The organism is Streptomyces sp. WG5 (assembly GCF_049974565.1).
Taxonomy (GTDB): domain Bacteria; phylum Actinomycetota; class Actinomycetes; order Streptomycetales; family Streptomycetaceae; genus Streptomyces.
In genome coordinates this window covers 114,801-131,972 of the sequence record NZ_JBNGGC010000017.1, presented here as the reverse complement: position 1 = coordinate 131,972, position 17,172 = coordinate 114,801, and the positions used below count along the sequence as shown (strand labels likewise).

The window sequence follows — 17,172 nt, the reverse complement described above, 5'->3', positions numbered from 1 at the left end:
CCGATGACCTACCGCGTCTGCTTCGTGTGCACCGGCAACATCTGCCGCTCCCCGATGGCCGAGGCCGTCTTCCACGCGCGCGTGGCGGACGCCGGGCTGGGCGGCCTGGTCGAGGCCGACAGCGCCGGCACCGACGGCTGGCACGAGGGCGAGGGCGCCGACCCGCGCACCATGGCCGTCCTGGAGGGCAGCGGCTACGGCCTCGACCACACGGCCCGCCGGTTCCAGCCCTCCTGGTTCCCCCGCCTCGACCTCGTCATCGCCCTGGACGCCGGCCACCTGCGGGCGCTGCGCCACCTGGCGCCCACGGAGCGGGACGCCGCCAAGGTAAGGCTGCTGCGGTCCTACGACCCCGCCGCCGACCGCGAGGACCTCGACGTACCGGACCCCTACTACGGGGGCGCGGACGGCTTCGAGGAGTGCCTTGAGATGGTGGAGGCGGCGAGCACAGGATTGCTCGCCGCGGTACGCGAGCAAGTGGAAGGACGAGCGGCATGAGCGATCCCGCTGCGAACAACGGACCCGGGGCGGGCGCAGAGGCGGCCCCTTCCGGCACCGGTGACGGCACGCGCGCGGTGCGGGCCGGACTGCCCGAGCCGGTCAAGCACGAGCCGACCCTGCCCGGCCCCGTGTTCGCCGCCCACTTCCATCTGCCGGGCGAGCCGACCGGCCCGTACACCTACGGCCGCGACGAGAACCCGACCTGGACCCACCTCGAGCGCGCCATCGGTGAGCTGGAGGCGCCCGGGCAGGACGAGGTCGAGACACTCGTGTTCGCCTCCGGCATGGCCGCGATCGCCTCGGTGCTCTTCTCCCAGCTGCGCGCCGGTGACGCGGTCGTCCTGCCCGACGACGGCTACCAGGCGCTGCCTCTGGTCCGGGCCCAGCTGCAGGAGTACGGCATCGAGGTACGCACCGCGCCGACCGGCGGGGACGCGCAGCTCGACGTCCTGGACGGGGCGAAGCTGCTGTGGATCGAGACGCCGTCGAACCCCGGGCTCGACGTGTGCGACGTCCGGCGGCTCGTCGAGGCGGCCCACGCGCGCGGCGCCCTGGTCGCCGTCGACAACACGCTCGCGACACCTCTGGGGCAGCGGCCGCTGGAGCTCGGCGCCGACTTCTCGGTGGCCAGCGGGACCAAGCAGCTCACCGGCCACGGTGACGTCCTCCTGGGCTACGTGGCCGGCCGCGATGCCGGGGCGATGACCGCCGTACGACGCTGGCGCAAGATCGTCGGTGCGATCCCCGGCCCCATGGAGGCCTGGCTCGCGCACCGGTCACTCGCCACCCTCCAGCTGCGCGTGGACCGGCAGAACACCACCGCGCTCAAGGTGGCCGAAACCCTCCGGACACGGCCCGAGGTCACCGGCCTGCGGTACCCGGGGCTGCCCGGTGATCCCTCGCACGAGATCGCCTCCCGGCAGATGCTGCGGTACGGGTGCGTCGTCTCCTTCACACTGCCCACCCGCGCGCGTGCCGATCGCTTTCTCGACGCACTGCGGCTCGTGGACGATGCGACGAGCTTCGGCGGGGTGCGTTCCACGGCCGAGCGCCGTGGCCGCTGGGGCGGCGACGCGGTGCCGGAGGGCTTCGTCCGACTCTCGGTCGGCGCGGAGGATCCCGAGGACCTGCTGGCCGATCTGCTGCGTGCGCTGGAGGAATCCGCGGACTGACCGCGCCGCACAGCCGCCGCGCCGTGTCCGGCCGCGTACGACGGACGGTCCGAGCCTCCCCCCTCGTGGCTCGGACCGCCCTTCGGTTCCACGCGCGAAGAACCGCGCGGTTAAAGGCTAGTTGACTCTGTGTCAGTGTCCAATCACTGTAGCGACAGCGACCTATCGACATATTTATAGTTGGGCGCGGCCGGAGGGCTGGAGGTAACAGAAGAGGGGGCGTCCGTGGATCTGGCCTTGCTGCGCACTTTCGTGACCGTGTACCGAGCCGGCTCCTTCACCCGCGCGGCGGCCCTGCTCGGCCTCTCCCAGCCGGCCGTCACCTCGCAGATCCGCACCCTGGAGCGGCAGCTCGGACGCCCCCTGTTCCTGCGGCAGGCCCGTGGCGTGACCCCGACGACCATCGGCGACGAACTCGCCCACAAAGCCGCACCGCATCTGGACGCCCTGGTCGAGATCGCCGAAACCGGGGTGGACGACGAGTCCTCGCTGAGGACCCTGCATCTCGCCGGGCCTCCCGAGTTCACCGCCGAGCGCGCCCTTCCCGTACTCACGGAGCTCACCGGCGAGGACGGACAGGGCTTAGCCCTGCGCGCTTCGTTCGGGAACGCCGAGGAGATCTTGGAGGGACTGGCCGCCGGACATCATGATCTGGCCATCGGCACAGCCCGGCCGCGCGGCGCGCTCCTCACGGCGACTCCGCTCTGCGACGAGGAGCACATCCTGGTCGCCGCGCCCCGCTGGGCCGGGACCGGCGCCGAAAAGCCCCGCCGCACCACCGCTCCTGCTCTGGAGCACGTTCCCGTGGTCGAGGTGCATGAGTCTCTGCCCTTTGTCGCCCGTTACTGGGCGTCCGTCTTCGACGCTCGCCCGGCCGCCCCGGGCACAGTCGTCGCCCCCGACCTGCGTGCGGTGCTCGCCTGTACGGTCGCGGGCGCCGGGCTCGCCGTACTGCCACGTTATCTGTGCGCCGAGGCGCTGGAACGCGGTGACGTCGTCTCCCTGCACGATCCGGCGGTGCCGCCGCTGCGAACGTATTTCCTGGTGGTGCGTACCGGCACACTGGCGATGCCGCACATCGCCCGCGCCCATGAGGGGCTGCTGCGCGCAGCCGTCGTCTGGAACTGAGGCCGACGGCCCCGCACGGTGAGCGTCCGCGATGTTTCACGTGGAACCAGCCGGGCCACATTTCTCCCATGACCGTCCGACCCGTGGTCAAGCGCACCGCCCGTGCCGTCCTCCTGGACGGCGATCACCTGATCCTGATCAAGCGCACCAAGCCCGGTGTCGATCCCTACTGGGTCACTCCCGGAGGTGGGGTAGAGCCGGGCGACAGCACTGTCGTGGACGCCCTGCACCGCGAGGTGCACGAGGAACTCGGCGCCAAGATCACTGACGTGGTCCCCTGCTTCGTGGACACGGTGGAGCACGTCGGCGAGGACGAGGGCGCGACCGGCGTGAAAGTGCAGCACTTCTTCGTCTGCCGCCTGGAGTCCATGGACCCGTCCCTGCGCCACGGCCCCGAGGTCGACGATCCCGCCGGGGAGTACGAGATCGTGCGGGTGCCGTTCACCCGGGTCGGGATCGCCTCCGTCCACCTCGTCCCGCTGTCGCTGAGGCACTTCCTGGACGGCAACATCGAGGGGGTGCGTGCCATGCACGCTCCCGACCTCGGCTGACACCGTCGGCAACCGGTCTGTCGGGCGGTACGGAGTCCAACGGGTGACGGACCGCTGTGCACTCGGCCACAATGCGGCCAAAAGCTCGCGTGTTCCGCCGGAAAGTGGTGGACGCGGACGGCCGTTGTCGGACAGCCTGACGTGCGTGCCGACACCTTCCCTCGCCTCTCTGCCGATCCGCCGTCTGACGCTCCGCGATCTCACCGCCTGCGCCGATCTGTCCGAGGACCGGGGGTGGCTGCGCGAAGAACACAAGTGGAGGTTCCTCCTCACAGCCGGGAAGGGCTACGGCATCGACGATCCCGGGGGCGGTCTCGTCAGCGCTTGCACCGTCACCGAGTACGGACCGCACGAACGTCCCTCCCTCGCCGGTATCGGCATGGTGCTGGTCGCCGAGCGGCACGCCCGCCAGGGGATCGGACGCCGGCTGATGCGCCACGTCGTCTCCGCACTGGGCACCACCCCCCTGACCCTGCACGCGACCCCGCACGGCCGGCCGCTCTACGAGGAGCTCGGCTTCAAGGCCACCGGCCGGGCCGAGATGGTGCGCGGGCGTTTCACACCAGGCGGGCCGGAACCCCGGACCGCCACGCGCGCTGCCACGGCCGAGGACCTCCCCGCGATCCTCCGGCTCGACGAAGAGGTGTTCGGCGCCGACCGCACGCACATCATCACGCGGCTGCCGGCCTTCGCGGACCAGCTCCGCGTCGCCGAGGAGGACGGTCGGCTCATCGGGTACGCCGCGGCCTGGCCCAATATGGACACCCACGTCGTGGGCCCCCTGATCGCCCGCGACACCGAGACGGCCAAGGCGCTCGTCGGCTCCCTCGCCGCCCGCACCGACCGGCCGTTGCGCACGGACATCGACGTGCGCCACGAAGAGCTGCTGAGCTGGGTGAAGGAGCACGGCCTCTCCTCCGTAGCGCCCAACGCGGTCATGGCGTACGGGATCACCGAACTGCCCGGGGACTGGAGCCGGCGGTTCGCGCCGCTGACCGTGGCAGCGGGCTGACCCTGCGCGGCGGACTGCCTCTCGCGAGGCAACGGCGTCCGGTACAGCGGCGTGCGGTACGGCGAAGCCCAAGAGGGCGAGCGCGACGGGCGCCGAGGGAGACGTCCAGCGTGGGCGGCAGGGCGCGGCCGGCGAACCTGCCGCCGACGAGGCATCAGCGTTCACGTGCGCGGGACCTTGATACCGAGCACGGTCACCGGACACCATGCCGGCGGTGGGGCTGGAGACCCCGTAGTCGCTGGTGACCTCGGGCAGCAAACCCATCACCACGGACTGTGCCGTTTCGATTCCGAAGTCCCCGATCGCGAGGGCCACAAGCGCGAGAGGCATGAAGGAGTGCACCTTCCAGACGAACACAGGGCCGCTATCAATGCACCTACAAACGTTGCATACGCGGGCTGTATGCAGGCGCCGAATGATGCGGCACTGGTCTAGCCTGGTCTCAGCCACTCCGGGTCGGAGGAAACACATGACAGCGACGGACCCCGCGCTCACCGCCCTCTCCCAGGGCTGGTGCGCCCTCTCCCTGCTGCACGGGAGGATCGAGGCTCACATCGAACGCGCCCTGCAGACCGGTCACGATCTGAGCGTGCGCGAGTACTCCCTGCTCGACGTACTCAGTCGGCAGCACGACGGCGACGGGGGACATTTGCAGATGAAGCAGGTCGCCGATGCCGTCGTCCTGAGCCAGAGCGCCACCACACGCCTGGTGACCCGGCTCGAGGACCGCGGACTGCTCGAGCGCTATCTGTGCCCCACCGATCGCCGCGGCATCTACACCAACGTCACCGCGGCGGGTCTGAGCCTGCTGGACGAGGCGCGGCCGACCAATGACGCCGCCCTGCGCGAGGCCCTCGACGAGGCGGCCAGGAATGCGGAATTGGCCCCGTTGGTCCGGGCAGTTGAGACCCTCAAGACGCCGGCGCCCGCCTGAAGGCCGGCGACCGGTGCCGGCGTAGGCCGCACTCTCTCTCCCGCCGCCTCTGCATAGGGTGCGGCCATGGGAGATCTTGTTATACGACCCACCACCGAGGACGACATCCCAGCGATCGTCGCCATGCTCGCCGACGACCCCCTGGGGGCCCAGCGCGAGTCACCGGACGACCTGAGCCCCTACCTGGCCGCCTACGAACGGCTCAGCGACGATCCCAACCAGCACCTGGTCGTCGCCGTCCGCGACGGCCGCGTCGTCGGCACACTCCAGTTGACGATCGTCCTCGGCCTGTCCCGGCGCGGTGCCACTCGGTCGATCATCGAAGGCGTCCGCATCGACGCCGCCGAACGCGGCAGCGGCCTGGGTACCCAGCTCATCGAGTGGGCGATCGACGAGTCCCGTCGACAGGGATGCCACCTGGTACAGCTCACCTCCGACAAGACCCGGACCGACGCCCATCGCTTCTACGAGCGTCTCGGCTTCTCGGCCTCGCACACGGGCTTCAAGCTCCAGCTCTGAGCAGGGCGCGGCCGTGTGTGCCCTGTTTCACGTGAAACAGGGCGCACACGGCGCTGCTCGAGATACCTAGAACTTGTCCTGGCCGATCCCGTGCCACCCCTCCGGGTCCACTCCTCCCGGCACAGGCGCCCCTTCGTCGTACGGCTGGCGCGTGAATACGAACGACCCAAGGTCCAGGTGGCTCACGGACCCGTCCGCCCGCCGCACGCCTCGCAGGAGTTCCCCGGCGTAGTAGCCCTCGAGCCCCGTCCACGTACCATCGCTGTTCGCCCGGAAGCGCGAGCTGCGGCCATATCCCGTCAGCGGCTCCAGCGAGACTCCCCCACCGGGCGTCAGCCTCAGGGCGAAGGCGTGTGTCCCCCAGTACCACTGACCGGCCAACTCAAGCACAGAGGCGTCGACTTCCGGCAGCGGGCGCCACGGTTCGGGGAACCGCGGTTCCGCCTCGGCGACGATACGAACGAGATCGGCACCGACCACGGCCGGCATCGGCCCGGACGTGCAGTTGGTCAGGACCACCGCAGCCACGTCGTCCTCCACGCTGATGGTGAGGTTGGCCAGGAAGCCCGGCAAGGAACCGGAATGCCCCACGAGCAGCCGCCCGTCCCAGCGCTGGATCTGCAGGCCCAGGCCGTACGCCGAACCGTCCACGACGTCCGCGGCCTCGGCCGGCGCCGCAGGTGTCCTCATCTCCTGCACGGTCTCCGCGCTCAGCACCCTGTCGTCCCCCCTCGCCAGGAAGACGGCGAACCGTGCCAGGTCTCCCGTGGTGGACCAGAGCTGACCGGCAGGGGCCATCCGCCCGAGGTCTTCGACGGGCTCGGCCAGCATCACATCGGCCCATGGATGTACCGCCCAGCCGCCGGCGTGGGGTGCCTGCGGACTTCCGGACGTACGGTCCAGACCCAGCGGTTCCAGCACCTCCCGCCGTAGAACGTCCTCCCACGGCGCACCGCGCAACTTCTCGACCAGGGCACCGAGCAGGGTATAGCCCGGGTTCGAGTAGTGGTGCCGACGGCCCGGCGGGTGCAGGAGCGGCTGCTCGCCCAGCACGTCGGCGAGCTCGGGCCTCAGCGACCCCGGCGTCCGCTCCCACCACGGCGCGGGCGACTCGGCGGCCAGCCCACCCGAGTGCGCCAGCAACTCGGCGATCGTGGCCTCGCCCGCTCCGGTACCCGGCAGGTGCTTCTCCAGCGGATCCCCGAGGTCGAGCACTCCATCGTCGCGCAGCCGCAGGACGAGGACGGCGGTGAACGTCTTGGTGATCGAGCCGATCCGGTACTGCACGTTCTCGTCCGGGCCGTGCCCGTCCACCGAGGTCCGCGCTCCGTGCCACACGGTGCACCCGTCCCGGACGACCGCTGCGACGAGCGACGGGGTACGCCCCTCGGCCTGGGCCACGGCGATCCGGTGCAGCAGCGCCCTGCGGGTGGCGGGGAGCAGCTCTTCCTGAGATGTCGTCATGCTCCCAGTCCATCGGTCGGGGCGTCGCGCGTCGAGCCGATTTCCCCCCACTGGGTCAGGTCTGGGCCATGTCCACGAAACGCGAGTAGTGGCCCTGGAAAGCGACGGTGATCGTCGCCGTCGGGCCGTTGCGGTGCTTGGCCACGATCAGATCCGCCTCGCCCGCGCGCGGCGACTCCTTCTCATAGGCGTCCTCGCGGTGCAGCAGGATGACCATGTCGGCGTCCTGCTCGATCGAACCTGACTCACGCAGGTCGGAGACCATCGGCTTCTTGTCGGTGCGCTGCTCGGGACCACGGTTCAGCTGGGAGAGCGCGATGACCGGGATCTCCAGTTCCTTGGCCAGAAGCTTGAGGTTACGGGACATGTCCGAGACCTCCTGCTGACGGCTCTCCGCGCGCTTGGAACCGCCCGACTGCATCAGCTGGAGATAGTCGATGATGACCAGCTTGAGGTCGTTGCGCTGTTTGAGACGGCGGCACTTGGCACGGATCTCCATCATCGACAGGTTCGGGGAGTCATCGATGTAGAGCGGAGCGGCCGAGACATCCGGCATCCGACGGGCCAGGCGAGTCCAGTCGTCGTCTGTCATCGTGCCGGACCGCATGTGGTGCAGCGCTACGCGGGCCTCGGCGGACAGCAGACGCATCGCGATCTCGTTGCGCCCCATTTCGAGCGAGAAGATGACGCTCGGCAGGTTGCTCTTGATCGAGGCGGCCCGCGCGAAGTCCAGCGCGAGCGTCGACTTACCCATGGCGGGACGGGCCGCGATGACGATCATCTGACCGGGATGCAGCCCGTTGGTCAGCGAGTCGAAGTCCGTGAACCCCGTGGGCACACCGGTCATCTCGCCGCTGCGCGACCCGATCGCCTCGATCTCGTCGAGGGCCCCCTCCATGATGTCACCGAGCGGCAGGTAGTCCTCACTGGTGCGCTGCTCAGTAACGGCGTAGATCTCCGCCTGGGCGCGGTTGACGATCTCGTCGACGTCGTCGTCGGCCGCGTACCCCATCTGCGTGATCCGTGTGCCGGCCTCCACCAGACGGCGCAGGACGGCACGTTCGTGCACGATCTCCGCGTAGTACGCGGCGTTCGCGGCCGTCGGCACGGTCTGGACGAGAGTGTGCAGATACGATGCTCCGCCGACCTTGTTGATCTCGCCACGTTTGGTGAGCTCGGCCGCGATCGTGATGGGGTCGGCCGGCTCGCCCTTGGCGTAGACGTCGAGGATGGCCTGGTAGACCGTCTCGTGGGCCGGCTTGTAGAAGTCGTGGCCCTTGAGGATCTCGACGACGTCTGCAATGGCGTCCTTGGACAGGAGCATGCCGCCGAGGACGGACTGCTCCGCGTCCAGGTCCTGCGGCGGCACCCGCTCGAACGACGGCCCGCCGCCGTCCCACCCGGCACTGTCCGGACCCCGCTCGTGCTGCTCGTCGCGGCTGCGGCCGCCGTCTCCTCGACGGCGGGAAGCGGGCAGACGATCACTGGGACCGGTGTCGGCCCACGGGTCGTCCAAGGGCTCGGAAATGCTCACCGAGCCACCTCCTCCCGTCCGCCGAGCGGACCTCGCCGTGCTCTCATTTCTACGGCACGGCACTGACAAATAGGACGCCCGAATCCGGTTCTGGCGCGTCGGTTTTGTGAGGGTTCACCAGCCGACGGACGGAGCAGACGCCGGACCACCGTAGGCCTGCGGGCACCGTCAGCCAATCTGGTTATCCACAGGCCATGTGGACGACCGGCCAGATGCTGTGGAGAACTCCCCGAAACCTGTGCACGACCCGGTGGACAGCCCTGTGAACAAGCCCTCGCACTCCCCTGACAAACCCATCTGACCTGCACCTCTGCCGTCCACTCCCTGTGCAGAAGAAAAACTTTCCCACTCAGTTCAAGATCGCTTCGAACCGTGCCCAGAAGTGCACACGACGAGACGACGCGTAAGGGTCACAGTCGCATTGCATCTCTTACCTGTGGACGATTAGATTGGTGCCCATGACACAGGCTCCCGCGCGCTCCCGAACCGCCCGGCGCCGGTACGACCGAGACATCATCGCGCTGGCCGTCCCTGCCTTCGGCGCGCTCGTCGCCGAGCCCCTCTTCGTCATGGCCGACAGCGCGATCATCGGCCATCTCGGCACCGCACAACTCGCCGGACTAGGCATCGCCTCGGCCCTGCTCACCACAGCCGTCAGCGTCTTCGTCTTCCTCGCCTACGCCACCACGGCGGCCGTGTCCCGGCGTGTCGGCGCGGGCGATCTGCAATCCGCGATCCGCCAGGGCATGGACGGCATCTGGCTGGCGTTGCTGCTCGGTGCCGCCGTCATCGCCGTCGTCCTGCCCACGGCCCCCTCCCTCGTAGAACTCTTCGGCGCCTCCGACGCCGCGGCTCCGTACGCCGTCACGTATCTGCGTATCTCCGCCCTCGGCATCCCTGCCATGCTCGTCGTACTCGCCTCGACCGGTGTCCTGCGGGGACTGCAGAACACCCGGACCCCCCTCTACGTCGCCATCGCCGGCTTCGTCGCCAACGCCGCCCTCAACGTCGTCCTCGTCTACGGCGCCGGCCTCGGCATCGCGGGCTCCGCCTGGGGCACCGTCATCGCCCAGTGCGGCATGGCCACCGTGTACCTCTGGGTGGTGATCCGCGGGGCACGCCGACACGGTGCCTCGCTGCGCCCGGACATTGCCGGCATCAGGGCCTCCGCCCAGGCCGGGGTGCCGCTGCTGGTGCGTACCCTCTCGCTGCGGGCGATCCTCATGATCGCCACGGCTGTGGCGGCCCGGCTCGGTGACGCCGACGTCGCGGCCCATCAGATCATCCTGTCCCTGTGGAGCCTGCTCGCCTTCGCCCTCGATGCCATCGCCATCGCCGGGCAGGCCATCATCGGGCGCTGCCTGGGAGCCGGCGACGCCCAGGGTGCCCGCGACGCCTGCCGCAGGATGGTGGAGTGGGGCGTCGCGGTCGGGGTCGTGCTCGGAGTGCTCGTGGTGCTCTCGCGTCCGGTGTTCCTGGCCCTTTTCACCGGGGACTCCGCTGTCAAGGACACCGCCCTGCCCGCTCTCGTGATCGTGGCCGTATCGCAGCCGATCTGCGGAGTGGTGTACGTCCTGGACGGCGTTCTGATGGGCGCCGGCGACGGCCCGTATCTCGCTTGGGCAATGTTGGTCACTCTCGCGGTCTTCACTCCCGCGGCGCTTCTGGTCCCGACGCTCGGTGGTGGGCTCACCGCCGTGTGGGCAGCCATGACGCTGATGATGACGATGCGCCTGGTGACACTGTGGCTGCGAACGCGATCGGGCCGCTGGGTCGTCACCGGCGCGACGCGCTGACCGTTTCGCATGAAACACGATGTTTCACGTGAAACTCAGGCGTGAAGCGGCCGCAAAGCGAGGCCGTGAGAACCCGACCACGAAGAGGGGGCCGCATCCCCCTTCCGGGAGAAGCGGCCCCCTCTCATCGCTTCAGCGAGAGCAGTGCTCAGGCTGCGACGACCTCGATGCTGACCTTGGCGGCAACCTCGGGGTGCAGACGCACGGACGTCTCGTGGGCGCCCAGGGTCTTGATCGGCGAACCCAGCTCAATGCGACGCTTGTCGACCTCCGGACCACCGGCAGCCTTGATCGCCGAAGCGACGTCGGCCGGGGTGACGGAGCCGAAGAGGCGACCGGCCTCGCCGGAGCGAACGGCCAGGCGGACCTTCACGCCCTCGAGCTGGCCCTTGACCTGGTTGGCCTGCTCGATGGTCTGGATCTCGTGGATCTTGCGAGCACGACGGATCTGCTCGACGTCCTTCTCGCCGCCCTTGGTCCAGCGGATGGCGAACTTCCGCGGGATCAGGTAGTTGCGAGCGTAACCGTCCTTGACGTCGACGACGTCGCCCGCGGCACCGAGGCCGGAGACCTCGTGGGTGAGGATGATCTTCATTAGTCGGTCACCCTTCCCTTATCGCGCGGTGGAGGTGTAGGGCAGCAGCGCCATCTCACGGCTGTTCTTCACGGCCGTGGCGACGTCACGCTGGTGCTGGGTGCAGTTACCGGTCACGCGGCGGGCACGGATCTTGCCACGGTCGGAAATGAACTTCCGCAGCATGTTCGTGTCCTTGTAGTCCACGTACGTGACCTTGTCCTTGCAGAATGCGCAGACCTTCTTCTTCGGCTTGCGCACAGGCGGCTTAGCCATGATGTTTCTCCTGTGTGATCAAGAAGTGTGAGTGGAGCGCCCTCTAGAAGGGGGGCTCGTCCGAGTAGCCGCCACCGCCGCCGGAGCCACCGCCCCAGCCGCCGCCTCCCTGGCCGCCACCACCCTGCTGGCCACCGGCGGGAGCGCTGGTCGCCCAGGGGTCGTCGGCCGGAGCGCCGCCGCCCTGCTGGCCACCGCCGGGGCCGCCGCCCCAGCCGCCGCCACCCTGGCCGCCACCGCCGCCGTAACCACCCTGGCCTCCGCGGCCCTGGCCCGAGGTCTTGGTGACCTTGGCCGTGGCACTGCGCAGGCTGGCGCCGACCTCGTCGACGTCCAGCTCGTAGACCGTGCGCTTGACGCCCTCACGGTCCTCGTAGGACCGCTGCTTCAGCCGGCCCTGCACGATGACGCGCATGCCTCGCTGGAGCGACTCGGCGACGTTCTCCGCCGCCTGACGCCAGACCGAGCAGGTGAGGAAGAGGCTTTCGCCGTCCTTCCACTCGTTCGTCTGACGGTCGAAGGTGCGGGGAGTCGACGCGACACGGAACTTCGCGACGGCCGCACCGGACGGGGTGAAGCGCAGCTCGGGGTCGTCGACAAGATTGCCGACGACCGTGATGACGGTCTCGCCTGCCATGGGGGAACCTCTCGGCGGGTTTGCTGCTGGCTGCTTGTGCTGCTACTCGAATCCCGGGATCGGCTGAGCGGAAGGCTCAGTGCATCTCGGGACGGAGGACCTTGGTCCGGAGGACCGACTCGTTCAGGTTCATCTGGCGGTCGAGCTCCTTGACGACCGCAGGCTCGGCCTGCAGGTCGATGACCGAGTAGATGCCCTCGGGCTTCTTCTTGATCTCGTACGAGAGACGACGACGGCCCCAGGTGTCGACCTTCTCGACCTTTCCGCCGCCGTCACGGACGACAGAGAGGAAGTTCTCGATCAGCGGGGAGACAGCACGCTCCTCGAGATCGGGGTCGAGGATGACCATCACCTCGTAGTGACGCATGTGGAACCCACCTCCTTTGGACTCAGCGGCCACGGTCGTTCCGTGGCAGGAGGGTTGCGATGCGTTGGCACCGGTATCAACGAGTAAACCAGGACCCACGGACAAGCGGGCCTCCTCCGGGGAGGTGGCCCGGCCATGGGACGGCAGCAGACACCAGTGCAGAAGGTACAGAGTACCCGTCCACCGGCTTGCGGTTGAAATCCGGCTGTGAGGGGACACAATCGGTACTCAGCGGAATGTGAAGGGCGAAGACACACTGCCTCTGGCAGGAGGTTCCCCATGGCACAGATCATGCGATCCGCCAAGCCCCGGACCGGGCTGCTGGCCACCGACGGCAAACCGCACCCCCTGCAGGACACGCTGCTGGTCGTGACGCTGGCGCTCGGCGTGCTGGCCCTGGTCACCGCGGGATTCTCGTGGCTCCACGTCCTGACCTCGTGGGCCGGGCTCATCGGAATCCTGACCGGCGGTTACGGCCAGTACGTCTCCGAGACGACCCGGGAGCGGTTCGGCCTGGTGGTGGGCATCGGAGCCTGCGCGATCGGCTTCTTCTTCGGCATGGCCCACGGCGGGCCCTTCAGCAACTTCGGCGGGTTCGTCGGCGGCTGAGTCCCGGCCGCCGACACCCGCGACGGCCGCCTTCCACCCGTACGCCGGACGGGGCGCTCACGGGGCGCAGTAGGCTTCGCGCGAGAGCCGGAGCCCCTGTACCCATGGGGACACACCAGCCCGAGGAGCGCCCCGAATGAGCCTGACCCTGAGGACCATCAGCCGCGAACAGCATCTGGCCTACATCCAGAGTCTGCCCGCGGCGAGTCACATGCAGGTCCCGGCATGGGCAGACGTGAAGGCGGAATGGCGCTCGGAGAACCTCGGCTGGTTCGACGACCGGACCGGTCATCTGGTCGGCGCGGGACTGGTCCTGTACCGGCAGCTGCCCAAGATCAAGCGTTACCTCGCCTACCTCCCCGAGGGCCCGGTCATCAACTGGTTCGCGCCGAACCTGCAGGACTGGATGGAGCCCATGCTGGCGCATCTCAAGCAGCAGGGCGCCTTCTCGGTGAAGATGGGCCCGCCGGTGATCATCCGCCGCTGGGACGCCACGTCCATCAAGAAGGGCATCCAGGATCCCGACGTCAAGCGCCTGCGTGACATAGAGGCCGACCACATCGAGCCGCGCGCCTTCGAGGTGGCCGACAAGCTGCGCCGCATGGGCTGGCAGCAGGGCGAGGACGGCGGCGCCGGCTTCGGTGACGTGCAGCCCCGCTACGTCTTCCAGGTGCCACTGGCCAACCGGTCCCTGGAAGAGGTCCACAAGAACTTCAACCAGCTGTGGCGCCGCAACATCAAGAAGGCCGAGAAGGCCGGTGTCGAGGTCGTCCAGGGCGGCTACCACGACCTCGAGGAGTGGCAGCGCCTGTACGAGATCACGGCCGTGCGCGACCGCTTCCGGCCGCGTCCGCTGTCGTACTTCCAGCGCATGTGGGCGGCCCTCAACAACGAGGACCCCAACCGCATGCGGCTGTACTTCGCCCGGCACAACGGGGTGAACCTGTCGGCGGCGACCATGCTGGTCGTCGGCGGGCACGTCTGGTACTCCTACGGCGCCTCCGACAACATCGGCCGCGAGGTCCGGCCCTCGAACGCGATGCAGTGGGCCATGCTGCGCGACGCCTACGCCCTGGGCGCCACCGTCTACGACCTGCGCGGCATCTCCGACTCCCTGGACGAGAACGACCACCTCTTCGGCCTGATCCAGTTCAAGGTCGGCACAGGCGGGCAGGCGGCCGAGTACCTCGGCGAGTGGGACTTCCCACTGAACAAGCTGCTCCACAAGGCACTCGACATCTACATGTCACGCCGCTGATCCCCTGCCCGACGCCGCCGGCTCCCGTAGCGTCGGTGACAGCTTTCACAGCTCCCCCAAGGCTTTCCCCCGACAGTCCCAACACACCGCAGCACACCGCAGCACACCGCAGCCACGAGAAAGGTCCCAGATCCGGCCATGGCGCTCACGCTCTACGTCGACACCGCGCGCTGGCGGGCGCACCACAAGCACGTGCAGGAGCAGTTCCCCGGGCTGGTACCGGTCTGCAAGGGCAACGGCTACGGCTTCGGCCACGAGCGGCTGGCGGAGGAGGCCACGCGGCTGGGCTCGGACGTGCTGGCCGTCGGCACGACGTACGAGGCTGCCCGGATCAAGGACTTCTTCGGCGGTGACCTGCTGGTCCTGACGCCGTACCGGCGCGGCGAGGAGCCCGTACCGCTGCCCGACCGGGTCGTGCGCTCGGTGTCGTCCATCGACGGCGTGTACGGCCTCGTGGGCGCGCGCGTGGTCATCGAGGTGATGTCCTCGATGAAGCGGCACGGCATCAGCGAGCAGGACCTGCCGCAGCTTCACGCCGCCATAGAGAACGTCCGGCTGGAGGGCTTCGCCATCCACCTGCCGCTGGACCGTACCGACGGCTCGGACGCCGTCGAGGAGGTCATCGGCTGGATGGACCGGCTGCGCGCGGCCCGGCTGCCGCTGCACACGATGTTCGTCAGCCACCTCAAGGCGGACGAACTCGCCCGGCTCCAGCAGCAGTTCCCGCAGACCCGCTTCCGCGCCCGGATCGGTACCCGGCTGTGGCTGGGGGACCACGAGGCCACCGAGTACCGCGGGGCGGTCCTCGACGTCACGCGCGTCGCCAAGGGCGAGCGCTTCGGCTACCGGCAGCAGAGGGCCGCCTCCGACGGCTTCCTGGTGGTCGTGGCGGGCGGTACGTCGCACGGGGTGGGCCTGGAAGCACCGAAGGCGCTGCACGGCGTCATGCCGCGCGCCAAGGGTGTCGCCCGGGCCGGACTCGCCACGGTCAACCGCAATCTCGCGCCGTTCGTCTGGGGCGGCAAGCAGCGCTGGTTCGCGGAGCCGCCGCACATGCAGGTCTCGATCCTGTTCGTGCCCTCGGACGCGCCGGAGCCCAAGGTCGGTGACGAACTGGTGGCCCATCTGCGGCACACCACCACGCAGTTCGACCGGATCGTCGACCGCTGACGGCCGGGCCGGCGTCGGATCCGGCAACAGCGACAAAGGCCGTACACGCTGTCCCGTGTACGGCCTTCCCCATGGCTTACGGCGGCAGTTCCGCGCCAGGGCCCTGTTCGCTCAGAGCGAACGACCCGTCTGCTGTCCCACGCCCCACTGCACCCGGGATGTCTCGTAGTGAGCCGTGTGATGCGGGGAATGAGCGGCGGGTCCCAGGACGAAGGCGTCCTTCGCGCCGTCGAGCACACCACCCGACGGGTCGTCGTCGCCCGTTCGCCGGACCGGGTCCCGGTCCGGCATCAGAATGTCGCGCACGACCATGACACACAGGAACAGCGTCCCCAGCAGGTGGACGCCGATGGCCCAGTGATAACCGTCCGTCGGCAGGCCTTTGTGGGCGTCGCCGCTGGTCGTGTACGCGAGATACATCCAGATGCCCAGGAAGTAAACGACCTCGCATGCCTGCCAGATCAGGAAGTCGCGCCACTTCGGCCGGGCCAGGGCGGCCAGCGGAATCAGCCACAGCACGTACTGCGGTGAGTAGACCTTGTTGGTGAGGATGAACGCCGCGACGATCAGGAAGGCGAGCTGGGCGAACCGCGGACGCCTGGGGGCGGTCAGGGTGAGCGCCGCGATGCCGCCGCAGCACACCACCATCAGGAGCGTGGCCAGCGTGTTGACGGTCTCGGTGCTGGGCGGGTTGTCGGAGTTCTGGGCCAGGATCAGCCAGAAGGATCCGAAGTCGACTCCGCGTTCCTGGCTGAACGTGTAGAACTTCGACCAGCCGTCGAACGCGAAGAGCATCACCGGCAGGTTCACCACGAGCCAGGCGACGGCCGCACCTCCCAGGGCCTTCCCGAAGTCACGCCACTTGCCCGCACGCCAGCACAGCACGAGCAGCGGGCCCAGGATCAGGAAGGGATAGAGCTTCGCGGCCGTGGCCAGCCCCAGCAGAACACCGAAGGCCAACGAACGCCCCCGCGACCACATCAGGATCGCGGCGGACGTCAGAGCAACAGCCAGCAGGTCCCAGTTGACGGTCGCGGTCAGCGCCAAGGCCGGCGCAAGGGCGACCAGCAGGCCGTCCCAGGGGCGCCGCGCGTGCGTACGGGTCACGCATACGGCGATGACGACCGCACACACCATGAGCATCCCGGCGTTGACCATCCAGTACCACTGCTCCTGGTCCTGGATCGAGCCGTCACCCGGGGTGAGCCAGGACGCAACCTCCATGAAAACGCCGGTCAGCACCGGGTATTCGAGGTACTCCATGTCGCCCGGCAACTTGTCGAAGTACGGCACAAGCCCGTCGACGAACCCGCGCCCCTGGTAGAGGTGCGGGATGTCCGAGTAGCACGCATGCGTGTACTGGGAGCTGGCACCGAAGAACCAGGCACCGTTGTAACAGGGCGCCTTCTGGACCAGGCCGAGGGCGAACATGCCGATCGCCACAAGAGCGATCACCCGCACAGGAGTCCACCAGGACGTCCCGAGCAGGGCACGTCGGCCGAGAGGGCCGCCGATCAGCTCGCTGCCGGCGGCGGCGACCGTGTCCTCCCTGGTCGGTTGTGCCGGGTCCGGCTCGTGCACGCTCGCTGGCGTCGATTCTGCACTGGGCATGGGGCACATCCTGCCGTACGTACCTGGGAATACGCCGGGGCCGCCGCACCCTCGTGGAT

At 68.9% G+C, this 17,172-nt stretch carries 18 protein-coding genes and 1 pseudogene; 11 read left to right on the top strand and 8 right to left on the bottom strand.

Translation table 11 applies throughout. The annotated features are described in order from the left end of the window. The first annotated feature begins 3 nt into the window (after positions 1–3). The 5 genes from ACP4IX_RS19905 (at position 4) to ACP4IX_RS19885 (ending at position 4,364) form a co-directional block, all read left to right on the top strand. A complete protein-coding gene (locus ACP4IX_RS19905) occupies positions 4–498 on the top strand; it encodes a low molecular weight protein-tyrosine-phosphatase (protein ID WP_426521476.1) in 495 nt (164 codons plus the stop codon). Then, complete coding sequence (locus tag ACP4IX_RS19900) at positions 495–1,673, top strand: cystathionine gamma-lyase (protein WP_426521477.1); 1,179 nt, start codon at positions 495–497, stop codon at positions 1,671–1,673. The genes ACP4IX_RS19905 and ACP4IX_RS19900 overlap by 4 nt, the downstream gene beginning before the upstream one ends. A 225-nt stretch (positions 1,674–1,898) precedes the next feature. Next, on the top strand, positions 1,899–2,801 hold the full coding sequence (locus ACP4IX_RS19895) for a LysR family transcriptional regulator (protein ID WP_426556245.1): 903 nt from the start codon (positions 1,899–1,901) through the stop codon (positions 2,799–2,801). Positions 2,802–2,869: 68 nt separating this feature from the next. Then, positions 2,870–3,352, top strand: a complete 483-nt coding sequence (locus tag ACP4IX_RS19890; protein WP_426521479.1) for an NUDIX domain-containing protein — start codon at positions 2,870–2,872, stop codon at positions 3,350–3,352. Positions 3,353–3,497: 145 nt separating this feature from the next. After that, the gene (locus ACP4IX_RS19885; protein WP_426521480.1) at positions 3,498–4,364 is read left to right on the top strand and encodes a GNAT family N-acetyltransferase; all 867 of its coding nucleotides are present in this window, start codon (positions 3,498–3,500) and stop codon (positions 4,362–4,364) included. A gap of 201 nt (positions 4,365–4,565) precedes the next feature. On the opposite strand, the pseudogene ACP4IX_RS19880 reads toward ACP4IX_RS19885, so the two are convergent. Further along, positions 4,566–4,694, bottom strand: a pseudogene (locus ACP4IX_RS19880) (MFS transporter); the annotation flags it as partial. A 139-nt stretch (positions 4,695–4,833) separates the two neighbouring features. Here ACP4IX_RS19880 and ACP4IX_RS19875 point away from each other — a divergent pair. Continuing rightward, positions 4,834–5,298, top strand: coding sequence for a MarR family winged helix-turn-helix transcriptional regulator (locus tag ACP4IX_RS19875; protein ID WP_426521481.1), 465 nt, complete (start codon positions 4,834–4,836; stop codon positions 5,296–5,298). Positions 5,299–5,364: 66 nt separating this feature from the next. After that, positions 5,365–5,817, top strand: a complete 453-nt coding sequence (locus tag ACP4IX_RS19870; RefSeq protein ID WP_426521482.1) for an N-acetyltransferase family protein — start codon at positions 5,365–5,367, stop codon at positions 5,815–5,817. Positions 5,818–5,883: 66 nt separating this feature from the next. Here ACP4IX_RS19870 and ACP4IX_RS19865 read toward each other — a convergent pair whose 3' ends face one another. Together ACP4IX_RS19865 and dnaB are read right to left on the bottom strand one after the other, a co-directional pair. Beyond that, positions 5,884–7,281 carry a serine hydrolase domain-containing protein gene (locus ACP4IX_RS19865; RefSeq protein ID WP_426556244.1) on the bottom strand — a complete coding sequence of 466 codons (1,398 nt, stop codon included), beginning with the start codon at positions 7,279–7,281 and terminating at the stop codon, positions 5,884–5,886. 55 nt (positions 7,282–7,336) lie between these two features. Next, a complete protein-coding gene (dnaB, locus tag ACP4IX_RS19860) occupies positions 7,337–8,815 on the bottom strand; it encodes a replicative DNA helicase (protein ID WP_426556243.1) in 1,479 nt (492 codons plus the stop codon). A gap of 458 nt (positions 8,816–9,273) precedes the next feature. Between dnaB and ACP4IX_RS19855 the strand changes: the two genes are divergently transcribed. Further along, a complete protein-coding gene (locus tag ACP4IX_RS19855; protein ID WP_426556242.1) occupies positions 9,274–10,611 on the top strand; it encodes an MATE family efflux transporter in 1,338 nt (445 codons plus the stop codon). A 148-nt stretch (positions 10,612–10,759) separates the two neighbouring features. On the opposite strand, the gene rplI is transcribed toward ACP4IX_RS19855, so the two are convergent. The 4 genes from rplI to rpsF all read right to left on the bottom strand — a co-directional run bounded on the left by rplI (position 10,760) and on the right by rpsF (position 12,465). After that, positions 10,760–11,206 (bottom strand): 50S ribosomal protein L9, encoded by a 447-nt coding sequence (gene rplI / locus ACP4IX_RS19850; RefSeq protein WP_351387660.1) that lies wholly within the window; start codon positions 11,204–11,206, stop codon positions 10,760–10,762. An 18-nt stretch (positions 11,207–11,224) separates the two neighbouring features. Further along, positions 11,225–11,461, bottom strand: a complete 237-nt coding sequence (gene rpsR / locus ACP4IX_RS19845) for a 30S ribosomal protein S18 (RefSeq protein WP_003949403.1) — start codon at positions 11,459–11,461, stop codon at positions 11,225–11,227. A 43-nt stretch (positions 11,462–11,504) separates the two neighbouring features. After that, positions 11,505–12,098 (bottom strand): single-stranded DNA-binding protein, encoded by a 594-nt coding sequence (locus ACP4IX_RS19840; protein WP_393509069.1) that lies wholly within the window; start codon positions 12,096–12,098, stop codon positions 11,505–11,507. A 76-nt stretch (positions 12,099–12,174) separates the two neighbouring features. Continuing rightward, on the bottom strand, positions 12,175–12,465 hold the full coding sequence (gene rpsF, locus ACP4IX_RS19835; RefSeq protein ID WP_077798159.1) for a 30S ribosomal protein S6: 291 nt from the start codon (positions 12,463–12,465) through the stop codon (positions 12,175–12,177). 279 nt (positions 12,466–12,744) lie between these two features. On the opposite strand from rpsF, the gene ACP4IX_RS19830 reads away from it, so the two are divergent. From ACP4IX_RS19830 to ACP4IX_RS19820, 3 genes are all read left to right on the top strand, one after another. Then, a complete protein-coding gene (locus tag ACP4IX_RS19830) occupies positions 12,745–13,074 on the top strand; it encodes a hypothetical protein (RefSeq protein ID WP_426521486.1) in 330 nt (109 codons plus the stop codon). 136 nt (positions 13,075–13,210) lie between these two features. Next, a complete protein-coding gene (gene femX / locus ACP4IX_RS19825; protein WP_426521487.1) occupies positions 13,211–14,332 on the top strand; it encodes a peptidoglycan bridge formation glycyltransferase FemX in 1,122 nt (373 codons plus the stop codon). Positions 14,333–14,470: 138 nt separating this feature from the next. Further along, entirely contained in the window at positions 14,471–15,502 is a 1,032-nt protein-coding gene (locus tag ACP4IX_RS19820; protein WP_426521488.1) for an alanine racemase, read from the top strand. Between the two features lie 111 nt (positions 15,503–15,613). Here ACP4IX_RS19820 and ACP4IX_RS19815 read toward each other — a convergent pair whose 3' ends face one another. Next, on the bottom strand, positions 15,614–17,122 hold the full coding sequence (locus ACP4IX_RS19815; protein ID WP_426521489.1) for a glycosyltransferase family 87 protein: 1,509 nt from the start codon (positions 17,120–17,122) through the stop codon (positions 15,614–15,616). Positions 17,123–17,172 lie beyond the last annotated feature (50 nt).